Origin of the sequence: Allobosea sp. TWI1241, assembly GCF_039673065.1 — a bacterium.
GTDB lineage: Bacteria > Pseudomonadota > Alphaproteobacteria > Rhizobiales > Beijerinckiaceae > Allobosea.
Map to the genome: position 1 here is coordinate 18,059 of NZ_JBDJKW010000013.1, position 17,800 is coordinate 35,858.

A 17,800-nucleotide genomic window follows, 5' to 3' on the forward strand; every position below is an offset into this window, starting at 1 on the left:
GGGCAGCATCGCTAGGAGAGTGGTGAGGCCACGTAGCGCTCTGGACTGCGGACAGACTTCCGCAGTCCAGCGCCGCCTCCGTCTGCTTTCGCCCCCCGCTTCGCGCGCCAGGTCAGCGGGTGGATTTCGGTGAGATGGCCGAGGGGCGTGCCGTGCTCGCGATGGCTGTTGAGCTGCAACCCTCGCCATGGCCGCGGCGCTGGCCGACCCGGCCGCGTTTACCGCGTCGGTGGGTGGCGCTTGCGCGGCGGTGGGCGAGGGCGCAGGGTTCGCCATCGCATTTCCGGAGGGAAGGGATCTCGATGGCCATCGCCGTGCCTGAACGCGAGCCCGGTCGTGTCGGCGCGCCGAAGGCGGGCGGCGGCTCGCTCGAGAGCTTCTTCGCCGGGCTGGGGCCCGACTGGCATTCGCGCTGGGCCTGGGACCACTACGAATCGACGATCCTGGGGCTGGCGCAACGCTTCGGCCTGCGCAGTCTCTGCGAGATCGGCGGAGGCCGCGATCCCTTGTTCACGCCGGAGGAGGCGCGCGGGCACGGGCTCGAGCTGGTCGTCAACGACATCGACGCCGGCGAGCTTGCCCTGACGCCGAAGGGCCTGCGCACGGCGCGCTTCGATATCGCCGGCGACCTTTCGGAGCCCGACGTGGAGCGCGGGGGCTATGACATGATGGTCTCGCGCATGGTCTTCGAGCATGTGCACGACGTCGAGCGGGCCTGGACCAATATCCACGCGCTGCTGGCGCCCGGCGGCGTCGGCCTCGCCTTCATGCCGACGCTGTGGGCGCCGGTCTTCGCGCTCAACCACGTGCTGCCGGAGAAGGCCTCGCGCGCCATCGTGCACGCACTGTTCCCGGCGCGCCGCGACGGCGGCGGCGATCCGAAGTTCCCCGCCTTCTACGACTGGTGCCGGGGCAGCCGGTCGCGGCTGGCGCCGATGCTGCACCGGGTCGGCTTCGAGGACGTCCATGTCCAGCCCTTCTGGGGCCATGGCTATTTCGAGCGGATGCCGGTTCTGCGCCAGGCCGATCACGCCTTCAACCGCTTTGCGGCCAAGACCGGCTGGGCGGCGATGACGACCTATGCCTATGTCGCGGTGCGCAAGGCGCCCTGAGGCCGTGCCGCGCCGACCGGCACGGTCCGGCGGGGGAGGGCGGAGAGTCCCCAGACCAGGCCGAGCAGCAGGTAGAAATGGCGCCAGTGGTCGGTGTCGATCTGGATGCCCTGCAGGATCGTCGCGAACAGCACCGACCAGAGCACGATGGCATGGCCCTGCCAGGGCGCACGGGTGAAGACCAGCCGCCAGCCGACCACGCAGGTCGCCGCCGTCAGCGCCAGATAGGCGATGCCGCCGAGCCAGCCATAGGAGGCGAAGGCGTTGACGTAGACGTTGTGCGGATCCTCGGGGAAGAAGAAGCGGAAGCGCAACGGCCCGAAGCCGTTGGGCACGTCGAGCAGCATCGGGATGGCGCGCAGCTGGCTGCCGAAGCGGCCGGTGACGCCCTGGTCGTAGCTCTGGTCGAGGCTGGCGCGCACCTCGAAGACGCTGCGGATGTTCTCGAAGGAAAGCGCCACCAGCAGCGCCACCACCACGAGCCCGAGCGAGACGGCGGTCAGCACGACGATGCGCCGGCGCTGGGCGGCGCTGGCCGAGACGAGGAAGCTCAGCGCCGTCATCAGCATGGCGGAGGCGACGAGATTGCCCCAGCCGCCGCGCGAGAAGGTCAGGAACAGCGCGAGCAGCGGAACGCTCATCAGGAGGAAGCCGCGGATCAGGCCGAGGCGGCGGGTCAGGATGCCGTGCAGGCAGTAGAGGATCGGCAGGACGAGATAGGGACCCAGCACATTCGGGTCCTTGAACGTGCCCGAGGCACGGCCATAGAGGGTGAAGGCGCCGCCGAGGCCGCCGATGTTGAAATAACCGAGAATGCCGGCGAGCCCGGCGCACCAGGCCGCGAAGAGATAGCCCTTGCGCAGGGTGTCGAGCCGCCCTGTCGCGTCCTCGGCCATGATCGCGGCGAAGAAGATCGCCGTCAGCATCAGATAGACCGAGACCGCGGTGAAGCGTACCGACGGCGTCTCGTCCATCCAGGGGATCAGCGCGAACACCCCGCCGAGATTGTAGAGCAGCAGCAGCAGCGCCAGCGGGATCAGCTTCTGCGACAGGCGGATGCCGGTCAGCGCGAAGACGAAGAGCGCCAGCGGGAAGAGGAACTCATAGGGCGAGGGCTCGATCAGCGCGAAGCCGCTCAGCGCCACGAACAGCCAGAGCACGCCGCGCTTGATCGCGGCATAGGAGATCGCCAGCCCGCGCCGAGGCGGGGCATGGCCGGACCCCGCCTGCGCGAGCGCGCTCAATAGGCGTTCTCGTTCTTGGTCAGCAGCGAGAGCGGCGTCCGGAGCAGGATGTAGGCATCGAACAGCACCGACCAGTTCTCGATATAGTAGAGGTCGTGCTCGACGCGCTTCTGGATCTTGTCGTCGGTATCGGTCTCGCCGCGCCAGCCGTTCACCTGGGCCCAGCCGGTGATGCCGGGCTTGACCTTGTGGCGGGCGAAATAGCCGTCCACCACCTGCTCATAGGCGCGGTTGGCCGTCTTGGCGTGGATCACGTGCGGCCGCGGGCCGACAAGCGAGAGATTGCCCTTGAACACGACGTTGAACAGCTGCGGCAGCTCGTCGATCGAGGTCCTGCGGATGAAGCGGCCGACGCGGGTGACGCGCGGATCGTCCTTGGTGACCTGCTTGGCGGCCGTCTGGTCCGCCATCTCGTGATAGAGCGAGCGGAACTTGAGCACGTCGATGCTCTCATTGTCGAAGCCGTAGCGTTTCTGGCGGAACAGCACAGGACCGCGCGAATCCAGCTTGATGGCGATCGCGGTGGCGAGCATCAGCGGCGAGAGCAGCAGCAGCGCCAGGCTGCCGATGACCTTGTCGAACAGCCATTTCAGTACGAGGTCCCAGCCGGCGATCGGCCGGTCGAACACGTCGAGCACCGGGACGGTGCCGATATAGGAATAGGAATGCGGCCGGAAACGCAGCTTCGACATGTGCGCGGAGAGGCGGATGTCGATCGGCAGCACCCAGAGCTTGCGCAGCATGGTCAGCATGCGCGCCTCCGCCGAGATCGGCAGGGTGAAGATGACCAGGTCGAGCTTGGTGCGCCGGGCGAACTCGACGAGGTCGTCGACCGTGCCGAGCTTGGGGTAGCCCGCGACGAGATCGGGCGACCGGTCGTCATTGCGGTCGTCGAAGACGCCGAGGATGCTCAGGCCGGAATCCTCCTGCGCCTCCAGCGCGCGGATGAGCTCCTGGCCAGCGGGGCCGCCGCCGACGATCGCGGTGCGGCGGTCGAGCCGGCCGGCACGGGTGAGGCGCCGGACGATCTGGGTTACCAGCGCCCGCTCGCACAGCAGCGCGGCGAGACCGGTGGCGTAGAAGCCCGCCAGCCAGACGCGGGAGGCGAGGTCGCTGACCTTCAAGAAGAAAAAGGCTGCGAGCACCAGCAGGAACAGTAGCGTCCAGCCGGTGAGGAGCCGCAGGATCCCGCCGGCGAACTGGCGCAGGGCGCCGATCTGGTAGAGATGCAGCACCTGGAAGGCGGCCATCGCGCCCACCGCCGTCAGCGGGATGGTGATCTGGTAGAGCAGCGGGTCCTTGGTGTTGCCGTGGACGTAGAGCCAGTAGACCAGCGTGCCAGCGATCATCACCGTCAGCAGGTCCGCCAGTCGGACGAGGCCCTCGATCAGCTCATGGGAGAAGCTGCGTTTCACGGGCAGGGCCGCGATCTTCGCGGCCAGCGGATGGAACGCCCGGGTCGTGCCGGCGATGACGCCCGGCGCGGGGCCGTCGCCGGTATCCGCCTTGATCATGTCGCGAACGTCGAAAGCGCCCATCTCGTCCCGTCCTCGCCGGATTGCGCCGATCCGTGGAAGTTGCGTCGCGGTCGTGACCTAGCACCAATTGCTCTCGGAACGTTTAATCCGCCGTTACGTCAGTTCCAGGCCCGCCATGCTTCTCCGCGGCGCGTGGCGAAGGGGCGGGCGGATGGCGTTTTTCGTCGTGCTCGCAAGGTGATGCTACAGTTGCGCCAAGCTTTCGGAAAGCGTCGTTTCGGTCTCGAAAAGCCGGCAAAACAGCCGATCGGTTGACAGAAAGCGCAAATTGGGGCATTTACAGCGTTGATGGTTGTCTGAGAAACACATTGCTGTTCATGATCGCTCCGCCACTGCTCGCGGCGCATGCGATCATTTCGTGACCACGGTCGAGTGACCCGGTCGCGCTCTCGAACACCATTCCCAAATGCCAACGATACGCCCCCCGTCTCCGTCGCCCCCGCGACGCAGGCGCCCTGGGTCGGCGTCCATGTGTGTCTTATGTCTTTTCATTGGTTCGTTCTGCTCGCGGCGGTCGTCGTCGAGGTTGCCGCCACATCGGCGCTGAAGGCCTTCGTCTCCGCGCCTCTCTTCGCCGCCATCCTGCCTCTCCTCCTCATCGGCCTGTCCTTCGCGCTTCTGAGCCTGGCGCTGCGGGTCATCCCGATGGCTGTCGCCTATGCGGTCTGGGAGGGGCTCGGCATCGTCGGGATCGCCGTCATCGGCCATATCCTCTTCGCCGAGCATCTCACGGTCTCGCGCATTCTCGCGCTGGCGCTGATCATCGCCGGCATCGTGCTGCTCGAGCGTGGCGTCGGACGTGACGGCGCCGCCGATGGCGCGCGCGAGCCCGACATCCCCACGGCCCGCAACCCGACGGAGGTGACCGGCGGGAGGCTCGTGTGAGCATCTCCCTGTCTCCGCAGATCCTCGCCCTCGGCTGGCTCGCGCTCGCGGTCCTGCTCGAGGTCTCCGGCACCGCGCTGCTCAAGATCTCCGACGGTCTGAAGCAGCGCCTGCCCGGCGCGGCCGGCGTGCTGCTGGTCATCGGCGCCTTCGCGGCGCTCGCCCAGGCCATTCGCGGCATGGACCTCTCGGTCGCCTATGCGGTCTGGGGCGGTGTCGGCCTGGTGCTCACGGCCGTCGTCGGCGCGCTCGCCTTCGGCCAGCGCATCCGGCCCGCCGGCTGGCTCGGGATCGCCTGCGTGATCGCTGGCGTGCTGGCACTCAAGCTCGGCTGAGCGGCGCCGGTCCGAGGCCGCGCTGCGCCAGGGCGCTGCGATAGCCGCCGAGCACCCCCTCGACCATCGCGTCGAGCGAAAAATGCGCTCGGACATGGGCGGCGAGACCCGCCGCCTGTGCCCGGCGTTCCTGTTCGGGCGTGGCGAGGACGCCGCGAATTGCCTGCGCCAGGATGCGCGGCTCGTCCGGCGGGATCAGCCTGTGCGCCTTCTCCGGCCCGTAGATCTCCTTGATTCCCCCGACATCGGTCGCGATCAGCGGCTGCGCCGCCGCGGCCGCTTCCAGGACGACGTAGGGCAGCGATTCCGCCCGCGAGGGCAGCACCATCAGCCGGGCCCGCGTCAGCGCGGCGCGGATCGGCCCCGGCGGCTCGAAGGTGCATTGCGCGGCGATGCCGCGTGCCGCCGCCATCTCGCGCAGCAGCGCCTCGTCCGGCCCGGAGCCGACGATCAGGATGGAGGGCGTCAGTCCGGCCTCCTGGCGCAGCAGCGCCAGCGCCTCGACCAGCGTGTCGACTCCTTTCGCCGAGCGCAGCTCCCCGAGATAGAGCAGGTCGAAGGTCGCGCCGCCATGGTCGATCGGCGCGAACTCCGCCTCGGAGATGCCGTTCAGCACGATGCGGTGGGCCGAGCGCGGCGGGTGTCCGATGCTCGCCTCGAAACGCCCGGCGATGAAGGCGCTCTCGAACAGGAACATGTCGGTTGCCGGCTCAAGCAGCCGCTCGACGGCCATGTAGAGGCGATGGGCCCTGCTGCCCGGCCGGTAGTTGAAGCTGCCGCCATGCGGCGTATAGGCCGTCGTGAAGTTGCGCTTCGGCGAGAACAGTGCCGGCAGCCGCGCATAGAGTCCGCCCTTCGAGCCATGGGCGTGCACGATCTGCGGTGCCAGGCACCGACGGGTGGCGATCGCCGCGATCTGGGCGCGCAGATCGGTCGGGCTGGGATAGCGCGACATCGGCACGCGTGTGACGCCGAGCGTCAGGCGCGGCGCCAGCTCGGCGAACAGCGCGTCGGCCCGGGTGCCGCCGGTCGAGGAATCGCAGAAGATCCCAACGTGATGGCCGCGATCCGCCTGTCCGTTGGCCAGATCGACCACATGGCGGAACAGCCCGCCGAGCGGGGCCCGGAAGACGTGCAGGATCCTGAGGGGCGCGGCCCCGGTCTCGCCGGACATCGTCGGTCCTCCGCAGGCGCTGGCGACGGGGCGGGGCCGGCTAGAACCAGCGTTCCTTGATGACGATCGTGTCGCCCGGCCGCACCGGATAGGTGATCGGCACGGTGGCGGTGACCTGCCGTCCGTCCATCACGCGGGTGATCTCGGCCTGCTCGCGCTGGCCGCGCGGGGTGAAGCCGCCGGCGATCGCCACCGCGGTCTGCACGGTCATCCCGTTCACATAGGGGAACTGTCCCGAATTGGTGACTTCGCCGAGCACGAAGAAGGGCCGGTAGGTATCGACCTCGACCGAGACCTTGGGCTCGCGCAGATAGCCGCCGCGCAGCTTCGCCTCGATGGCGCGCGCCAGCATGTCGGTGGTGCGCCCCTGCGCGTCGACCGTGCCGATCAGCGGCATGGCGATGCGGCCCGAGCCGTCCACCGCGTAGACGTTCGAGAGATTGTCCTGGCCGAACACGATCACCCGCAGCCGGTCGCCGCTGGCGAGCCGGTAGGGCTGGCGATCGTCGATGGCGATATCGGGCGCGGAGACCCGCGGCGCGCAAGCGGACGCCGCCAGCGCGGTCGCGAGCGCAAGACAGACATGGCGTCGAAGCATCATCACTGGCGGACCTGTTCACGGACTGCCGCAATGCTAGGGGCGATATGGTTAACAAAATCTGAGCCGCGCCGGCTGCCGACCGTCCCGGCCGAGGCGCAAATCGGCGCCGTGCAACCGCGGAAGCCGTCTTAACCCGCCAATAACCTTAATGTCGTCTCTTGAACGCTGCGTCTCGCCGGGGCGCAGAGAGTATTGCGTGAATGGAAGCGTCATGACATCTCGCTATGACACTGCTCCCGCCATGGGTGATGGTCGCGTCGGCGACATGCTCGACCTGTCGGCGCTCTGGGCCGCGATCAAGGCGCGCAAGCGCTGGATCATCGGGCCGACGCTCGCCGCGCTTGCCCTGTCCAGCATCGCGGTCAATGTGATCACGCCCCGGTATACCGGCGAGGCCCAGATCCATCTCGAGAACCGCGACAATTACTACACCCGTCCAGGCCCCGGCCCGGATGGCGCCGGCCCGCAATTCGACAGCGAGGGCGTGCAGAGCCAGGTCCAGCTGATCATGTCGCGCGACCTCGCCCGCGAGGCGATCAAGCGCATCGGCCTCGTCGGCAACCCGGAGTTCGATTCCGGGGCGGGGGCGCTCGGCGCGCTCAGGAAGGTCGGCGTGCTGCTCGGCATCGGCGCCCATCCGGCCGATCGCTCGCCGGAGGACCGGGTGCTCGAGAAGTATTACGAGCGGCTGCTGGTTTATCCGGTCGGGCGCTCGCGCATCGTCGCGGTCGAGTTCACCTCGCAGGATCCGGCGCTGGCCGCCAAGGGCGCCAACGAGATCGCCGCGCTCTATCTGGAGATGCAGGAGGCCGCCAAGCAGGACACCGCCCGCAGCGCCTCCTCCTGGCTGTCGACCACCATCGAGCCGCTGCGCAAGCGCCTCGCCGAGTCGGAGGCCAAGGTCGAGGATTTCCGCTCGCGCAACGGCCTGCTCGTCGGGCCGAACAACACCACGATCACCTCGCAGCAACTCGCCGATCTCTCGACGCAGCTCTCGGCGGCACGCAGCCAGCAATCGGAGGCGCAGGCCAAGGCCGGCATCATCCGCGAGGCACTGCGCAGTGGCCGGCTGTTCGAGATCCCCGACGTCGCCAACAACGAGCTGGTGCGTCGCCTGATCGAGCAGCGCGTCAACCTGCGGGCGCAGCTCGCGGCGGAGTCGCGCAGCCTCCTCTCCGAGCATCCGCGCATCAAGGAGCTCAACGCCCAGCTCGCCGACCTCGAAGGCCAGATCCGCGCCGCCGCCGAGCGTGCGGTCCGCACGCTGGAGAACGAGGCCAAGATCGCCGGCCAGCGCGTCGAGAGCGTCGCGGCCGCGCTGGAAGGCCAGAAGAAGACCGCCTCGGGCGCCAATGACAGCGAGGTGCAGCTGCGTGCCCTGGAGCGCGAGGCCAGGACCCAGCGCGAGCAGCTCGAGCAGTACATGCTGCGCTATCGCGAGGCGCTCGCCCGCGATTCGCTCAGTGCCCAGCCGGCGGATGCGCGCATCATCTCGCGCGCCGTCGAGCCGACGCAGCCCTCCTTCCCGAAGAAGCTGCCGATCGTGCTGGTCTCGACGCTCGCGACCTTCCTGGTCTCGCTGGCTCTGGTGGTCTCGCGCGAGCTGCTGAACGGCGGCGCTTCGGCGCCGGCCGAAAAGCCCCGCCGCAAGAGCCCGGGCTGGGTCGGTGCCGGCACGCGCGAGGACGAGGTCGGCGCGCCCGTCGCCGCCGGTCCCGACATGCCGCCGCGCCCGGTTGCGGGCCTGCTCACACATGGCGGGCGGGTCGGACAGCTGCATCTTGATCTCGCCGACGCCGATGCCAGCCTGAGCGAGATCGCGCGCCGGCTCGGCGAGCCCGGCGGCGCGAGCGCATCTCTGCTGCTCGCCCTCGACGCGGCCGAGCCGACCGAGGTCTCGGCCCGCGACCTCGCCGCCATGCTCTCGGAGCGGGCGCGCTGCGTGCTGGTCGATCTCGCCAGCGACGACGAGCGCCAGCAGGCCGGCTTCTCCGAACTGCTCTCGGGCGAGGCGATGTTCTCCGACGTCATCACCCGCCGTCCGAACCAGCGCCTGCACGAGATCGCGCCGGGCCGGGCTGGGCGCGCGGCGGTGCTGGCCGCGCCCGAACTGGTCGAGCTGGCGCTGGACGCGCTGTGCGAGACCTATGACTGGGTCGTGGTCGTCGCCGCTTCCACCGACGAGAGCCGCGTGCTCGCGCCGCTGGCGGCCCGCGCCCGGGCGGCGCTGGTCGTCGCCGGCCATGCCGGCAACGGCCATGCCGTCGAGGCCGCCTATCGGCTGGCCGACATCACCAAGGCGCCGATCGCGCTGGTCATGGCCGAGAAGCGCGCGCAGGCGAAGCCCGTCGAAATGGCGCCCCTGTCGCCGGACGGCAGCCCGGCCCTGGCCTGAGCCGGGGCCGCGATGCGGTTCACGCCTCGTCGGCTGGCGGGCGCGCCCGCGTGCGCAGCGCCTGGACGCGGCGCACCAGCGCGAGCAGGCGCGGCGAGCCCTTGATGGTCCGTTTCAGCGCGCGCCGGGCCCGGCCGATCTGCGCGTGCACGCGGCCCTTCGCCGTCAGCGGCAGGAAACTGTCGACCAGCGCGTCGCTGTCGTCGCAGATCGTCGTCTTGTAGCGGGCCTCGCCGACGCCGAGATCGAACATCGTCAGTCCCTCCTCGCACTTCGCCCGGATCAGCTCGATCAGCAGGATTTCGCCCGGGCTGGTGCGCGCCGCGACCGAATCGAGGTCGAAGGAGGTCGCCATGCCGGAGAAGCGTCCGCCCTGGACCGCCCCGACATAGGTCGCGACGATGCCGCCGTTCAGTTCCAGCGCATGCAGCTCGATCACCGGCTTCTGCCCGTTCCCGGCGAGCGCCGCCTGGCGGAAGAAGGCGCGCATCGCCGGCGCCGCGAACGGGTCGGGCAGGCCCATCTGCGCGAAGCGCGCCGCCTTCTGCAGCAGGAACGCGTCGAGCACGCGCTCGATCTCGGCCGCATCGCCGGCCAGCAGCAGCCGCGACGGGCCGAACTCGGCGAAGCGGTTGTGCTTCGTCGTCATCTTCTTGCGGGCATGCTTGCTCATGGCGCGCCGCAGCGTCGCCTCGCCGTCGCCGGGGATCAGCGCGAGCTTGTAGGACCGGCTCGGGCTCGGCCCGCCGGGGAGCCGCGCTGCCGGGTTGCGCACGCCCTGCCAGTCCGGCGGCTGGTTGACGAAGGCCAGCGCATCCACCGCCAGCAACGCCCCGACCGCCTGGAACAGCCGCGCCGCGGCGGCATCGTCGAGCGCCGCGGCGAAGTCCTTGCGATAGAGGCCCATATGATAATTGGCGTGCTTGCCGCCGATGAACGCGGCGAGGGAGGCGCCGAGCCGGCGCTCGATCGCCAGCGGCAGAAGCGCCAGGATGGTGCCGTCCGCGGCTTCCACCACGACGAAGCGGGCCTGCATCCCGTCCGCCCGGCCGACGGTCTCGACGAAGGGCCGCACCCAGTCATAGGCCTGATAGGGCGTGACCAGCGCCTCGCGCTCGAACGCCCGCCACAGCGGTTCGAGCGCGGCGATATCGTGCTCCACCCGCAGCCGCCGGCCGTCCGGCGCAGGCGTGCCGGCGGGCCGGGGGGAGGCGGGGTCGGATTCTGTCATGGCGGCATTCTCGACGGCGCGACGCGAACTGCTTAATCGGGCATTGTGAACGGACAGGCCATCCCGGCGCCAGAGCGGGCGGGACTTCGCGGGACACCGTTAGCGAATGGTTGAATCGGATTATCGGGCAGCGTCGCCATGAGCCTGCGCCACAAGCTGTTTTCGGCCGCCTTCACCGCGCTCGACCTGACCGGCGCCGCCGGCTGGGGACGCGGCTTGGCGCAGGGGCGTGGCGCGATCCTGACGCTGCATCACGTCCGGCCGACCCTGCGCTCGGGCTTCCGCCCCAACGGCCTGCTGGAGATCACGCCGGGCTTCCTCGACCGGGCGCTGCAACTCATCCGCGCCGAGGGCTACGAGATCGTCCCGCTCGACGAGGCGCTGCACCGGCTCGCCGATCCGCGGCCGGGCCCGCTCTTCGTCGCGCTGACCTTCGACGACGGCTATCGCGACAATCTCGACCGTGCCTGGCCGGTGCTGGCGAAGCACCAGGCGCCATGGACGCTCTATGTCGTGCCGGGCTTCGCCGAGCGCACGGCGAGGCTGTGGTGGCGCGAGCTGGAGGAGGCGATCCGCATCCTGCCGGAGATCACGCTCGACCTGCCGGACGGCCGCTTCAGCGCCGCGACGCGCGACGACGCCGAAAAGGGCAGGGCCTTCGATGCGCTCTACTGGCGTCTGCGCAAGGGGCCGGAAGCGATTCTGCTGGCTGCGATATCGCAGCTGGCGGCGCGGGCGGGCGTCGATCCCGTCGCGCTGGTCGAGCGCGAATGCCTGCCGGTCGAGACGCTGAAGGGGCTGGCCGGCGCGCCCGGCGTCACCATCGGCGCACACACGATGAGCCATCCCATGCTGGCCGGCCTGCCGGAGGAAGCGGCGCGGCGGGAGATGGCGGAGAGCCGGCGCTGGCTCGCCGAGACGCTCGGCCTCGACATCCGGCATCTCTCCTATCCGGTCGGCGATCCCGGCTCGGCCGGCCCGCGGGAGTTCGCGCTGGCGCGCGAGCTCGGCTTCGCTAGCGCGGTGACGACGCGCCCGGGGCATCTCTTCGCCGCCCATGCGCAGCACCTGCACGCTCTGCCGCGCGTCTCGCTGAACGGTTTGCACCAGTCGGAAGCGGCGCTCAGGGCGCTGCTCTCGGGGCTGCCCTTCCTGGCCTGGAACCGCGGCCGCCGGCTGAATGTCGGCTGAGCGGCGGCAGGCTCAGCCGTCCTTGCGCTCCATCCACTTGATCAGCGGCAGCAGCGGCAGGATCCAGGCGAGGCCCAGCGTGATATAGGCGATGGTCTGGATCGGCTTCGCCGCCTCGGTGATGCGGCCCTGGGCCAGCGCCATGGCGACGAGCGCGTAGACGCAGACGAAGATCAGGATCACCACGGTCCCGATCAGCTTGCGGTGGGTCTGCCTCATGGGGTTTTCTCATCCGGACTGCGGCATTGCGGGCGTTGTTCGGCGCGGGGGCCGGGACTATCTGTCACCCGCTGCCGCGCTTGTGAAGCGCTATCCCCCGCGACCGGAGGTTCCATCCCGTGACGATCGTGCTCGACCAGCCCATCGAGGCGGTGCCGGCTCCCCCGGCGCATGCCGGCATCAGGCGCTGGCTCTGGGCGGTGGCCCTGCTCGTCTTCGTGATGATCGTCGTCGGCGGCGCGACGCGGCTGACCGGTTCGGGCCTCTCCATCACCGAATGGCGCCCGGTAACCGGCGCGATGCCGCCGCTCTCGGCGGGCGCCTGGGCCGAGGAGTTCGCGAAATATCGCGCCAGCCCGCAATACCAGCTGCTCAATACCGGGATGAGCCTCGGCGAGTTCAAGTTCATCTACTGGTGGGAATGGGGCCATCGCCAACTCGGCCGCTTCATCGGTCTGGTCTATCTTGCCGGATTCCTGGTCGTGGCGCTGCGCCGGCTGCTGCCCTGGCGCCAGGTCGGGGTGCTGCTCGGCCTCGGCCTGCTTCTCGGCCTGCAGGGCACGATCGGCTGGATCATGGTCGCCTCGGGCCTTGAGCCGGGCATGGTCGCGGTGGCGCCGGTCAAGCTGACGCTGCATCTCAGCTTCGCTGGCCTGTTCTTCGGCGCGGTGATCGCCTTCGCCACCTGGCTGACGCCGCCGCGCCGCATCGAGACCGCGCGCAGCCTGGGCGGCGCCTGGCTGCTGCTCCTGCTGGTCTTCGTCCAGATCGCGCTCGGCGGGCTGGTCGCCGGCTCCCGCGCCGGCTTCACCTTCAACACCTGGCCGCTGATGGATGGCGGGCTGGTGCCGCCGGCGGCGACGCTCTTCGCCGGTACGCCGCTCTGGGAGAACTTCGTCGACAATGTCGCGCTGGTGCAGTTCAACCACCGCATCGGCGCCTATGTGCTGCTGGCCGTGGCGCTCTGGCACATGCTGGCGCTGCGCAACGCCGCGCCCGGCTCCGGCGGCGCCAAACGGGCGACGGCGCTCGCCGGCCTCGTGCTCGCCCAGGCGGCGCTCGGCGTGGTGACGCTGCTGCTGGTGGTGCCGCTCTGGGCCGGGCTGGCGCATCAGGCGCTGGGCTTCGCCGTGCTCGCCATGGCGGTGGTGCACGTCACCCGCACGCAGACCGGGCTGCGCGATCGTGTCTGAGAGCTGCCCGTTCTGCGCCATCGCGGCGGGACGCATCCCGGTGCACAAGGTCGCCGAGAGCGAGCGGCTCGTCGCCTTTCTCGATATCGCGCCGGTGCGGCCGGGCCATGTGCTGATCGTGCCGCGGGCGCATCACCCGTTCTTCGACGACATGCCGGCCGATGTCGCGGCCGAGCTCGTGCAGATGGCCCAGCCGATCGCCAGGGCGTTGAAGCGGCTCTACGGCGTGCCGCGCGTCGCCTTCATGTTCACGGGGACGGATGTCGCCCATGCGCATGGGCATCTGATTCCGATGGTGGAGAAGCACGACGTGACCTCGCGGCGCTATTTCGCCGAGGAGGTCGTCACCTTTCGTCCGCTGCCGCGCCTGGCGCCGGAAGAGCTGGACGAGACGGCCCGCCGCATCCGCGGCGAGCTCTCTGCGTAAAAGGACGCGGCCGGCGCGGGCCGGTCGCCTCGTCGGCTCAGGCGAGCGCCTGGTCGAGATCGGCGATCAGGTCCTCGGCGTCCTCGAGCCCGATCGACAGGCGCACCACCTGGGGGCCGGCGCCCGACGCAGTCTTCTGCGCGTCGGTGAGCTGGCGATGGGTGGTCGAGGCCGGGTGGATCACCAGCGAGCGCGTGTCGCCGATATTGGCCAGATGCGAGAACAGGGCGAGGTTCGACACCAGCTTGACGCCGGCGTCGTAGCCGCCCTTGAGGCCGATGGTGAACACTGCGCCGGCGCCTTTCGGCGTATAGCGCTGCGCCAGCGCATGGTACTTGTCGTCGGCCAGGCCCGGATAGCTGACCCATTCCACCGCTGGATGCTGCGCCAGATGGGTCGCGACTTTGAGTGCGTTGTCGCAATGGCGCTGCATGCGCAGCGGCAGCGTCTCGATGCCGGTCAGGATCATGAAGGCGTTGAAAGGCGAAAGCGCCGGGCCCATGTCGCGCAGGCCGAGCACGCGCGCCGCGATCGCGAAGGCGAAGTTGCCGAAGGTCTCGCCCAGCACCATGCCGTTATACTCCGGGCGCGGCTTGGAGAGCATGGGGAAGCGGTCGTCGCCGACCCAGTTGAACGAACCGCCGTCGACCAGGAGGCCGCCGATCGAATTGCCGTGGCCGCCGAGGAACTTGGTGGCCGAGTGCACGACGATGTCGGCGCCGTGCTCGAAGGGGCGGATCAGGTAGGGCGTCGCCATCGTGTTGTCGACGATGAGCGGGATGTTGTGCGCCTTGGCGATCTTGGCGATGCCGGCGATGTCGACGATCACGCCGCCCGGATTGGCGATCGACTCGATGAAGATCGCCTTGGTCTTCGGCGTCACCGCGGCGGCGAACGACTCGAGGTCGTCGACATCCGCCCAGATCACGTTCCAGCCGAAGTTCTTGTAGGAATGGTTGAACTGGTTGATCGAGCCGCCATAGAGCTGGCGGGCCGCGACGAACTCGTCACCCGGCTGCAGCAGCGTGTGGAAGCTCAGGAACTCGGCCGCGTGGCCGGAGGAGACGGCGAGCGCGGCCGTGCCACCCTCCAGCGCCGCGATGCGCTCTTCCAGCACCGCATTGGTCGGGTTGCCGAGGCGCGAATAGATATTGCCGAAGGCCTGCAGACCGAACAGCGAAGCGGCGTGGTCGACATCGTCGAACACGAAGCTGGTGGTCTGGTAGATCGGCGTGGCGCGGGCGCCGGTGGCGGCGTCGGGCGCGGCACCCGCATGGATGGCGAGCGTGTTGAAACCCGGTGCGCGGTCCGTCATGGCGTACTCCCTCGGCGCTTTGGTCGTGTGCTGCTTTCGTTCGATTTACCGAACGCTTTGTTCGGCGTCAATCGGATGGGGTTCAGGAGGAGGGCGGCCGTCGCAGGCCCGGACGGTCGATCGTCAGCTTCTGGAAGCCCTTGCCGGCGAGCGCCGGCTTCTTCGACGAGAGGATGCGGGAATTGATGCCCTGCCAGCCGATCTCGCCCGAGAGCCGGCCATATTCGATCTTCGGGCAGCGATCCATGATCACGGTCAGCCCCTTCGCTTCGGCGCGGGCGGCCGCCTCGTCGTTGCGGACCGAGAGCTGCATCCAGATCACCTTGGGCAGGGGCGTGAGCGCCAGCGCCTCGTCGACGATCGGCCCGGCCGCTTCCGAATTGCGGAAGATCTCGACCATGTCGATCGGCCCGGGGATCTCCTTCAGCGAGCCATACACCGTCTTGCCGAGCAGCGTCTGGCCGGCGAGGCCGGGATTGACCGGGATCACGTCATAGCCGCGGTCGAGCAGGTACTTGGTGACGATCCAGCTCGGGCGCGCCTCGTTGGCCGAGGCGCCGACCAGCGCGATGCGCTTCGAGGCCTTGAGGATGTCTCGGATCAGATGGTCGGGATAGGCGAGGGGCGTCATCGTCTGGCTCATGGTTTGCGGCGGGCTCGGCCGCCGGCGGAAAGTCTCGCGAAAGGGAGGGCGCCTCAGCGCTCCCAGACCGGCTGGCGCTTCTCCATGAAGGCGCCGATGCCTTCCTCGGCGTCGCGCGCCATCATATTCTCCACCATCACGGCGGAGGCGTGGTCATAGGCCGCCTTCAGCCCCATCTCGCGCTGCTCGTAGAAGGTGCGCTTGCCGGTCTTCACCGTCACCGCCGATTTGGCGGCGATGGTCGCGGCGAGCCGCCTCGCCTCGGCGAGCGCCTCGCCGGCCGGGACGACGCGGTTGACCAGCCCCATGCGCGCGGCCTCCGGCGCCGGCACCATCTCGCCGAGCAGCAGCATCTCCATGGCGTGCTTGGCCGAGAGGTTGCGCGACAGCGCCACCATCGGCGTCGAGCAGAACAGGCCGATATGGACGCCCGGCGTGCAGAAGCGGGCTCCGCTGCCGGCGACGGCGAGGTCGCAGCTCGCGACGAGCTGGCAGCCGGCTGCCGTGGCCGTGCCCTCGACCGCCGCGATGACCGGCTGGGGCAGGGCGGTGATCTGCTGCATCATCGCCGAGCAGCGTCCGAGGATGTCGGCGAAATAGACTCGGCCGCGGTCGGCGTCGGCGCGATGCGCGCTCATCTCCTTGAGGTCGTGCCCGGCGCTGAACACCGGACCGGCCGCCGCCAGAACTACCGCGCGCACCGAGCCGTCCTCGGCGATGGCGGCGAAGGCCTGCGACAGGGCGGCCAGCATCGCCTCGCTCAGCGGGTTGCGCGATTGCGGGCGGTTCAGCGTCAGCTGCGCGATTCCGTCGGCGTCCTCGCGCAGGAGGACCGGAGCCGGCTGGAGATGATGGGCGTTCATGGGGCGGCCTTTCGCTGGTCCCGCTATTGTCGAGGCGGCGTCGCCATGCCGCAAGGGGAGGGTCGTCAGTCCAGCTCCCGGTTTTGCGCACCATGACCACCAAGATGACCGCCGCCGAGCTCGATGCCTATCTCGACGAGGTCTTTCCGCAGCTGCATTACGGCGGGCGCACCTTCTTCGTCGAGGCGGTCGGCCCGATGTCGGCGCGGATGCGCTGCGACTATCACGAGAAGCACCTGCGCCCGGGCGGCACCCTGTCGGGGCCGACCATGATGGCGCTGGCCGATCTGGCGCTCTATGCCGCGATCCTGGCCCAGATCGGCCCGGTCCCGCTTGCGGTGACGACGAGCCTCTCCTACAACTTCCTGCGCAAGCCGGCCCCGATGGCGCTCATCGGCGAGTGCAGGCTGCTCAAGCTCGGCCGGCGTCTGGCGGTGGGCGAGGTCGCGATCCGCTCGCAGGGCGAGAGCGAGCTGGTCTGCCACGCGACCGGCACCTATTCGATTCCCGCCGGCCCGTGAGCGCGCAGGCGCTGCTGGCGGGTCTTTCGGCCGATCCCGGGCTCGCCGCCTATCTGCTGGTGGCCGTCACCTCCTTCCTCGCTTCTGTCGTCGGCGGCATCGCCGGCTACGGCACCGGCCTGCTGCTGCCGCCCGTGCTGATCCCGATCATCGGTGCGGAGGCGGTGGTGCCGGTCATCGGCCTGTCGGCGCTGCTGACCAATGGCAGCCGGCTCGTCGCCTTCCGTGCGCATCTCGACATGAGGCGCGCCGTGCTGATCTCGCTGTGCTCGCTGCCGACCACGGCGCTCGGCGCCTGGGGCTACACGCTGCTCTCGGGGCCGGCCGCGACCCTGGTGATCGGCGCCGCGCTGGTGCTGCTGGTGCCGGTGCGCCGCTGGCTCGCCGGGCGCCGCGGCCATCTCGGCGATGCCGGCCTCGCTGCGGCGAGCACGGGCTACGGCCTGCTCGTCGGCGGAACCTCGGGCTCCGGCATCGTCCTGCTGGCGATGCTGCTCTCCTCCGGCCTGACGGGCATGGCGGTGATCGCGACGGACGCCGCGATCTCGCTGCCGGTCGGCATCGTCAAGTCGGCGGTCTTCGCCTGGCAGGGCGCGCTGCCCTGGCCGGCCGTGGTGATGGCGCTGCTGATCGGCGTCAGTGCGGTGCCGGGCGCCTTCCTGGCGCGCCGGATGGCCGCCTCCCTCTCACTGGAAGGCCATGCCCGCATCCTCGACGCGGTGGTGATGCTGGGCGGCGCCTTCCTGATCTGGCAGGGCTTGCGCGGCTGAACATCTGGCAAGCCGTCGAAAAAAGATGCGGTATCCAGTTACCTGTTTTTCTAATAAACTGGAAATGCTGATGTTTTTCTGCCTCGGCTCGTTTTCGAGCCGTTGACAAATCGCGGGGCGCTCTCTATTCCCCGCCACACACC

The 17,800-nt window shown here is 69.5% G+C and carries 18 protein-coding genes; 9 read left to right on the plus strand and 9 right to left on the minus strand.

What is annotated here, in order from left to right:
• Nucleotides 1-302: 302 nt before the first annotated feature.
• Entirely contained in the window at nucleotides 303-1,112 is an 810-nt protein-coding gene (locus ABE438_RS15900; RefSeq protein ID WP_346503629.1) for a methyltransferase domain-containing protein, read from the plus strand.
• On the opposite strand, the gene ABE438_RS15905 is transcribed toward ABE438_RS15900, so the two are convergent.
• Together ABE438_RS15905 and ABE438_RS15910 are read right to left on the minus strand one after the other, a co-directional pair.
• A complete protein-coding gene (locus ABE438_RS15905; protein WP_346503630.1) occupies nucleotides 1,085-2,356 on the minus strand; it encodes an O-antigen ligase family protein in 1,272 nt (423 codons plus the stop codon). The genes ABE438_RS15900 and ABE438_RS15905 overlap by 28 nt on opposite strands.
• Nucleotides 2,353-3,894: an undecaprenyl-phosphate glucose phosphotransferase gene (locus ABE438_RS15910; protein WP_346503631.1), complete on the minus strand. Its 1,542-nt coding sequence runs from the start codon at nucleotides 3,892-3,894 to the stop codon at nucleotides 2,353-2,355. Before ABE438_RS15910 ends, ABE438_RS15905 begins: the two co-directional genes overlap by 4 nt.
• Nucleotides 3,895-4,374: 480 nt before the next feature.
• Here ABE438_RS15910 and ABE438_RS15915 point away from each other — a divergent pair, with 480 nt between their 5' ends.
• A complete protein-coding gene (locus ABE438_RS15915; RefSeq protein WP_346503632.1) occupies nucleotides 4,375-4,779 on the plus strand; it encodes an SMR family transporter in 405 nt (134 codons plus the stop codon).
• The gene (locus tag ABE438_RS15920) at nucleotides 4,776-5,114 is read left to right on the plus strand and encodes an SMR family transporter (protein WP_346503633.1); all 339 of its coding nucleotides are present in this window, start codon (nucleotides 4,776-4,778) and stop codon (nucleotides 5,112-5,114) included. Before ABE438_RS15915 ends, ABE438_RS15920 begins: the two co-directional genes overlap by 4 nt.
• Here ABE438_RS15920 and ABE438_RS15925 read toward each other — a convergent pair.
• Nucleotides 5,101-6,288 carry a glycosyltransferase family 4 protein gene (locus ABE438_RS15925; RefSeq protein WP_346503634.1) on the minus strand — a complete coding sequence of 396 codons (1,188 nt, stop codon included), beginning with the start codon at nucleotides 6,286-6,288 and terminating at the stop codon, nucleotides 5,101-5,103. The two genes, ABE438_RS15920 and ABE438_RS15925, sit on opposite strands and share 14 nt — an antisense overlap.
• A 40-nt stretch (nucleotides 6,289-6,328) precedes the next feature.
• Entirely contained in the window at nucleotides 6,329-6,886 is a 558-nt protein-coding gene (locus tag ABE438_RS15930) for a polysaccharide biosynthesis/export family protein (RefSeq protein WP_346503727.1), read from the minus strand.
• A 214-nt stretch (nucleotides 6,887-7,100) separates the two neighbouring features.
• On the opposite strand from ABE438_RS15930, the gene ABE438_RS15935 reads away from it, so the two are divergent.
• Entirely contained in the window at nucleotides 7,101-9,284 is a 2,184-nt protein-coding gene (locus tag ABE438_RS15935; RefSeq protein WP_346503635.1) for a GumC family protein, read from the plus strand.
• Between the two features lie 19 nt (nucleotides 9,285-9,303).
• Here the strand turns inward: ABE438_RS15935 and ABE438_RS15940 are convergent, their stop codons facing one another.
• Complete coding sequence (locus ABE438_RS15940; protein ID WP_346503636.1) at nucleotides 9,304-10,515, minus strand: GNAT family N-acetyltransferase; 1,212 nt, start codon at nucleotides 10,513-10,515, stop codon at nucleotides 9,304-9,306.
• 138 nt (nucleotides 10,516-10,653) lie between these two features.
• Between ABE438_RS15940 and ABE438_RS15945 the strand changes: the two genes are divergently transcribed.
• Nucleotides 10,654-11,706, plus strand: a complete 1,053-nt coding sequence (locus tag ABE438_RS15945; RefSeq protein ID WP_346503637.1) for a polysaccharide deacetylase family protein — start codon at nucleotides 10,654-10,656, stop codon at nucleotides 11,704-11,706.
• Between the two features lie 12 nt (nucleotides 11,707-11,718).
• Here the strand turns inward: ABE438_RS15945 and ABE438_RS15950 are convergent, their stop codons facing one another.
• On the minus strand, nucleotides 11,719-11,925 hold the full coding sequence (locus ABE438_RS15950; protein ID WP_346503638.1) for a DUF2842 domain-containing protein: 207 nt from the start codon (nucleotides 11,923-11,925) through the stop codon (nucleotides 11,719-11,721).
• Between the two features lie 119 nt (nucleotides 11,926-12,044).
• Between ABE438_RS15950 and ABE438_RS15955 the strand changes: the two genes are divergently transcribed.
• Both ABE438_RS15955 and ABE438_RS15960 read left to right on the plus strand, forming a co-directional pair.
• Nucleotides 12,045-13,118, plus strand: coding sequence for a COX15/CtaA family protein (locus ABE438_RS15955; protein WP_346503639.1), 1,074 nt, complete (start codon nucleotides 12,045-12,047; stop codon nucleotides 13,116-13,118).
• Nucleotides 13,111-13,545 (plus strand): HIT family protein, encoded by a 435-nt coding sequence (locus ABE438_RS15960; protein ID WP_346503640.1) that lies wholly within the window; start codon nucleotides 13,111-13,113, stop codon nucleotides 13,543-13,545. Before ABE438_RS15955 ends, ABE438_RS15960 begins: the two co-directional genes overlap by 8 nt.
• A gap of 37 nt (nucleotides 13,546-13,582) precedes the next feature.
• On the opposite strand, the gene ABE438_RS15965 is transcribed toward ABE438_RS15960, so the two are convergent.
• From ABE438_RS15965 to ABE438_RS15975, 3 genes are all read right to left on the minus strand, one after another.
• Nucleotides 13,583-14,860, minus strand: a complete 1,278-nt coding sequence (locus tag ABE438_RS15965) for an O-acetylhomoserine aminocarboxypropyltransferase (RefSeq protein ID WP_346503641.1) — start codon at nucleotides 14,858-14,860, stop codon at nucleotides 13,583-13,585.
• Nucleotides 14,861-14,942: 82 nt separating this feature from the next.
• Nucleotides 14,943-15,491, minus strand: coding sequence for a CoA-binding protein (locus ABE438_RS15970; RefSeq protein ID WP_346503642.1), 549 nt, complete (start codon nucleotides 15,489-15,491; stop codon nucleotides 14,943-14,945).
• A 65-nt stretch (nucleotides 15,492-15,556) separates the two neighbouring features.
• Entirely contained in the window at nucleotides 15,557-16,366 is an 810-nt protein-coding gene (locus tag ABE438_RS15975) for an enoyl-CoA hydratase (protein WP_346503643.1), read from the minus strand.
• A 92-nt stretch (nucleotides 16,367-16,458) separates the two neighbouring features.
• On the opposite strand from ABE438_RS15975, the gene ABE438_RS15980 reads away from it, so the two are divergent.
• The gene (locus ABE438_RS15980; RefSeq protein ID WP_346503644.1) at nucleotides 16,459-16,887 is read left to right on the plus strand and encodes a PaaI family thioesterase; all 429 of its coding nucleotides are present in this window, start codon (nucleotides 16,459-16,461) and stop codon (nucleotides 16,885-16,887) included.
• Complete coding sequence (locus ABE438_RS15985; RefSeq protein WP_346503645.1) at nucleotides 16,884-17,657, plus strand: sulfite exporter TauE/SafE family protein; 774 nt, start codon at nucleotides 16,884-16,886, stop codon at nucleotides 17,655-17,657. Before ABE438_RS15980 ends, ABE438_RS15985 begins: the two co-directional genes overlap by 4 nt.
• The last annotated feature ends 143 nt before the right edge of the window (nucleotides 17,658-17,800 follow it).

Coding starts and splice junctions, on each gene's coding strand:
- ABE438_RS15950 (WP_346503638.1), bottom strand. CDS start 11,925: ATGAGGCAGACCCACCGCAAGCTGATCGGGACCGTGGTGATCCTGATC.
- ABE438_RS15965 (WP_346503641.1), bottom strand. CDS start 14,860: ATGACGGACCGCGCACCGGGTTTCAACACGCTCGCCATCCATGCGGGT.
- ABE438_RS15930 (WP_346503727.1), bottom strand. CDS start 6,886: ATGCTTCGACGCCATGTCTGTCTTGCGCTCGCGACCGCGCTGGCGGCG.
- ABE438_RS15900 (WP_346503629.1), top strand. CDS start 303: ATGGCCATCGCCGTGCCTGAACGCGAGCCCGGTCGTGTCGGCGCGCCG.
- ABE438_RS15935 (WP_346503635.1), top strand. CDS start 7,101: ATGACATCTCGCTATGACACTGCTCCCGCCATGGGTGATGGTCGCGTC.
- ABE438_RS15915 (WP_346503632.1), top strand. CDS start 4,375: ATGTCTTTTCATTGGTTCGTTCTGCTCGCGGCGGTCGTCGTCGAGGTT.
- ABE438_RS15945 (WP_346503637.1), top strand. CDS start 10,654: ATGAGCCTGCGCCACAAGCTGTTTTCGGCCGCCTTCACCGCGCTCGAC.
- ABE438_RS15925 (WP_346503634.1), bottom strand. CDS start 6,288: ATGTCCGGCGAGACCGGGGCCGCGCCCCTCAGGATCCTGCACGTCTTC.
- ABE438_RS15940 (WP_346503636.1), bottom strand. CDS start 10,515: ATGACAGAATCCGACCCCGCCTCCCCCCGGCCCGCCGGCACGCCTGCG.
- ABE438_RS15975 (WP_346503643.1), bottom strand. CDS start 16,366: ATGAACGCCCATCATCTCCAGCCGGCTCCGGTCCTCCTGCGCGAGGAC.
- ABE438_RS15980 (WP_346503644.1), top strand. CDS start 16,459: ATGACCACCAAGATGACCGCCGCCGAGCTCGATGCCTATCTCGACGAG.
- ABE438_RS15970 (WP_346503642.1), bottom strand. CDS start 15,491: ATGACGCCCCTCGCCTATCCCGACCATCTGATCCGAGACATCCTCAAG.
- ABE438_RS15910 (WP_346503631.1), bottom strand. CDS start 3,894: ATGGGCGCTTTCGACGTTCGCGACATGATCAAGGCGGATACCGGCGAC.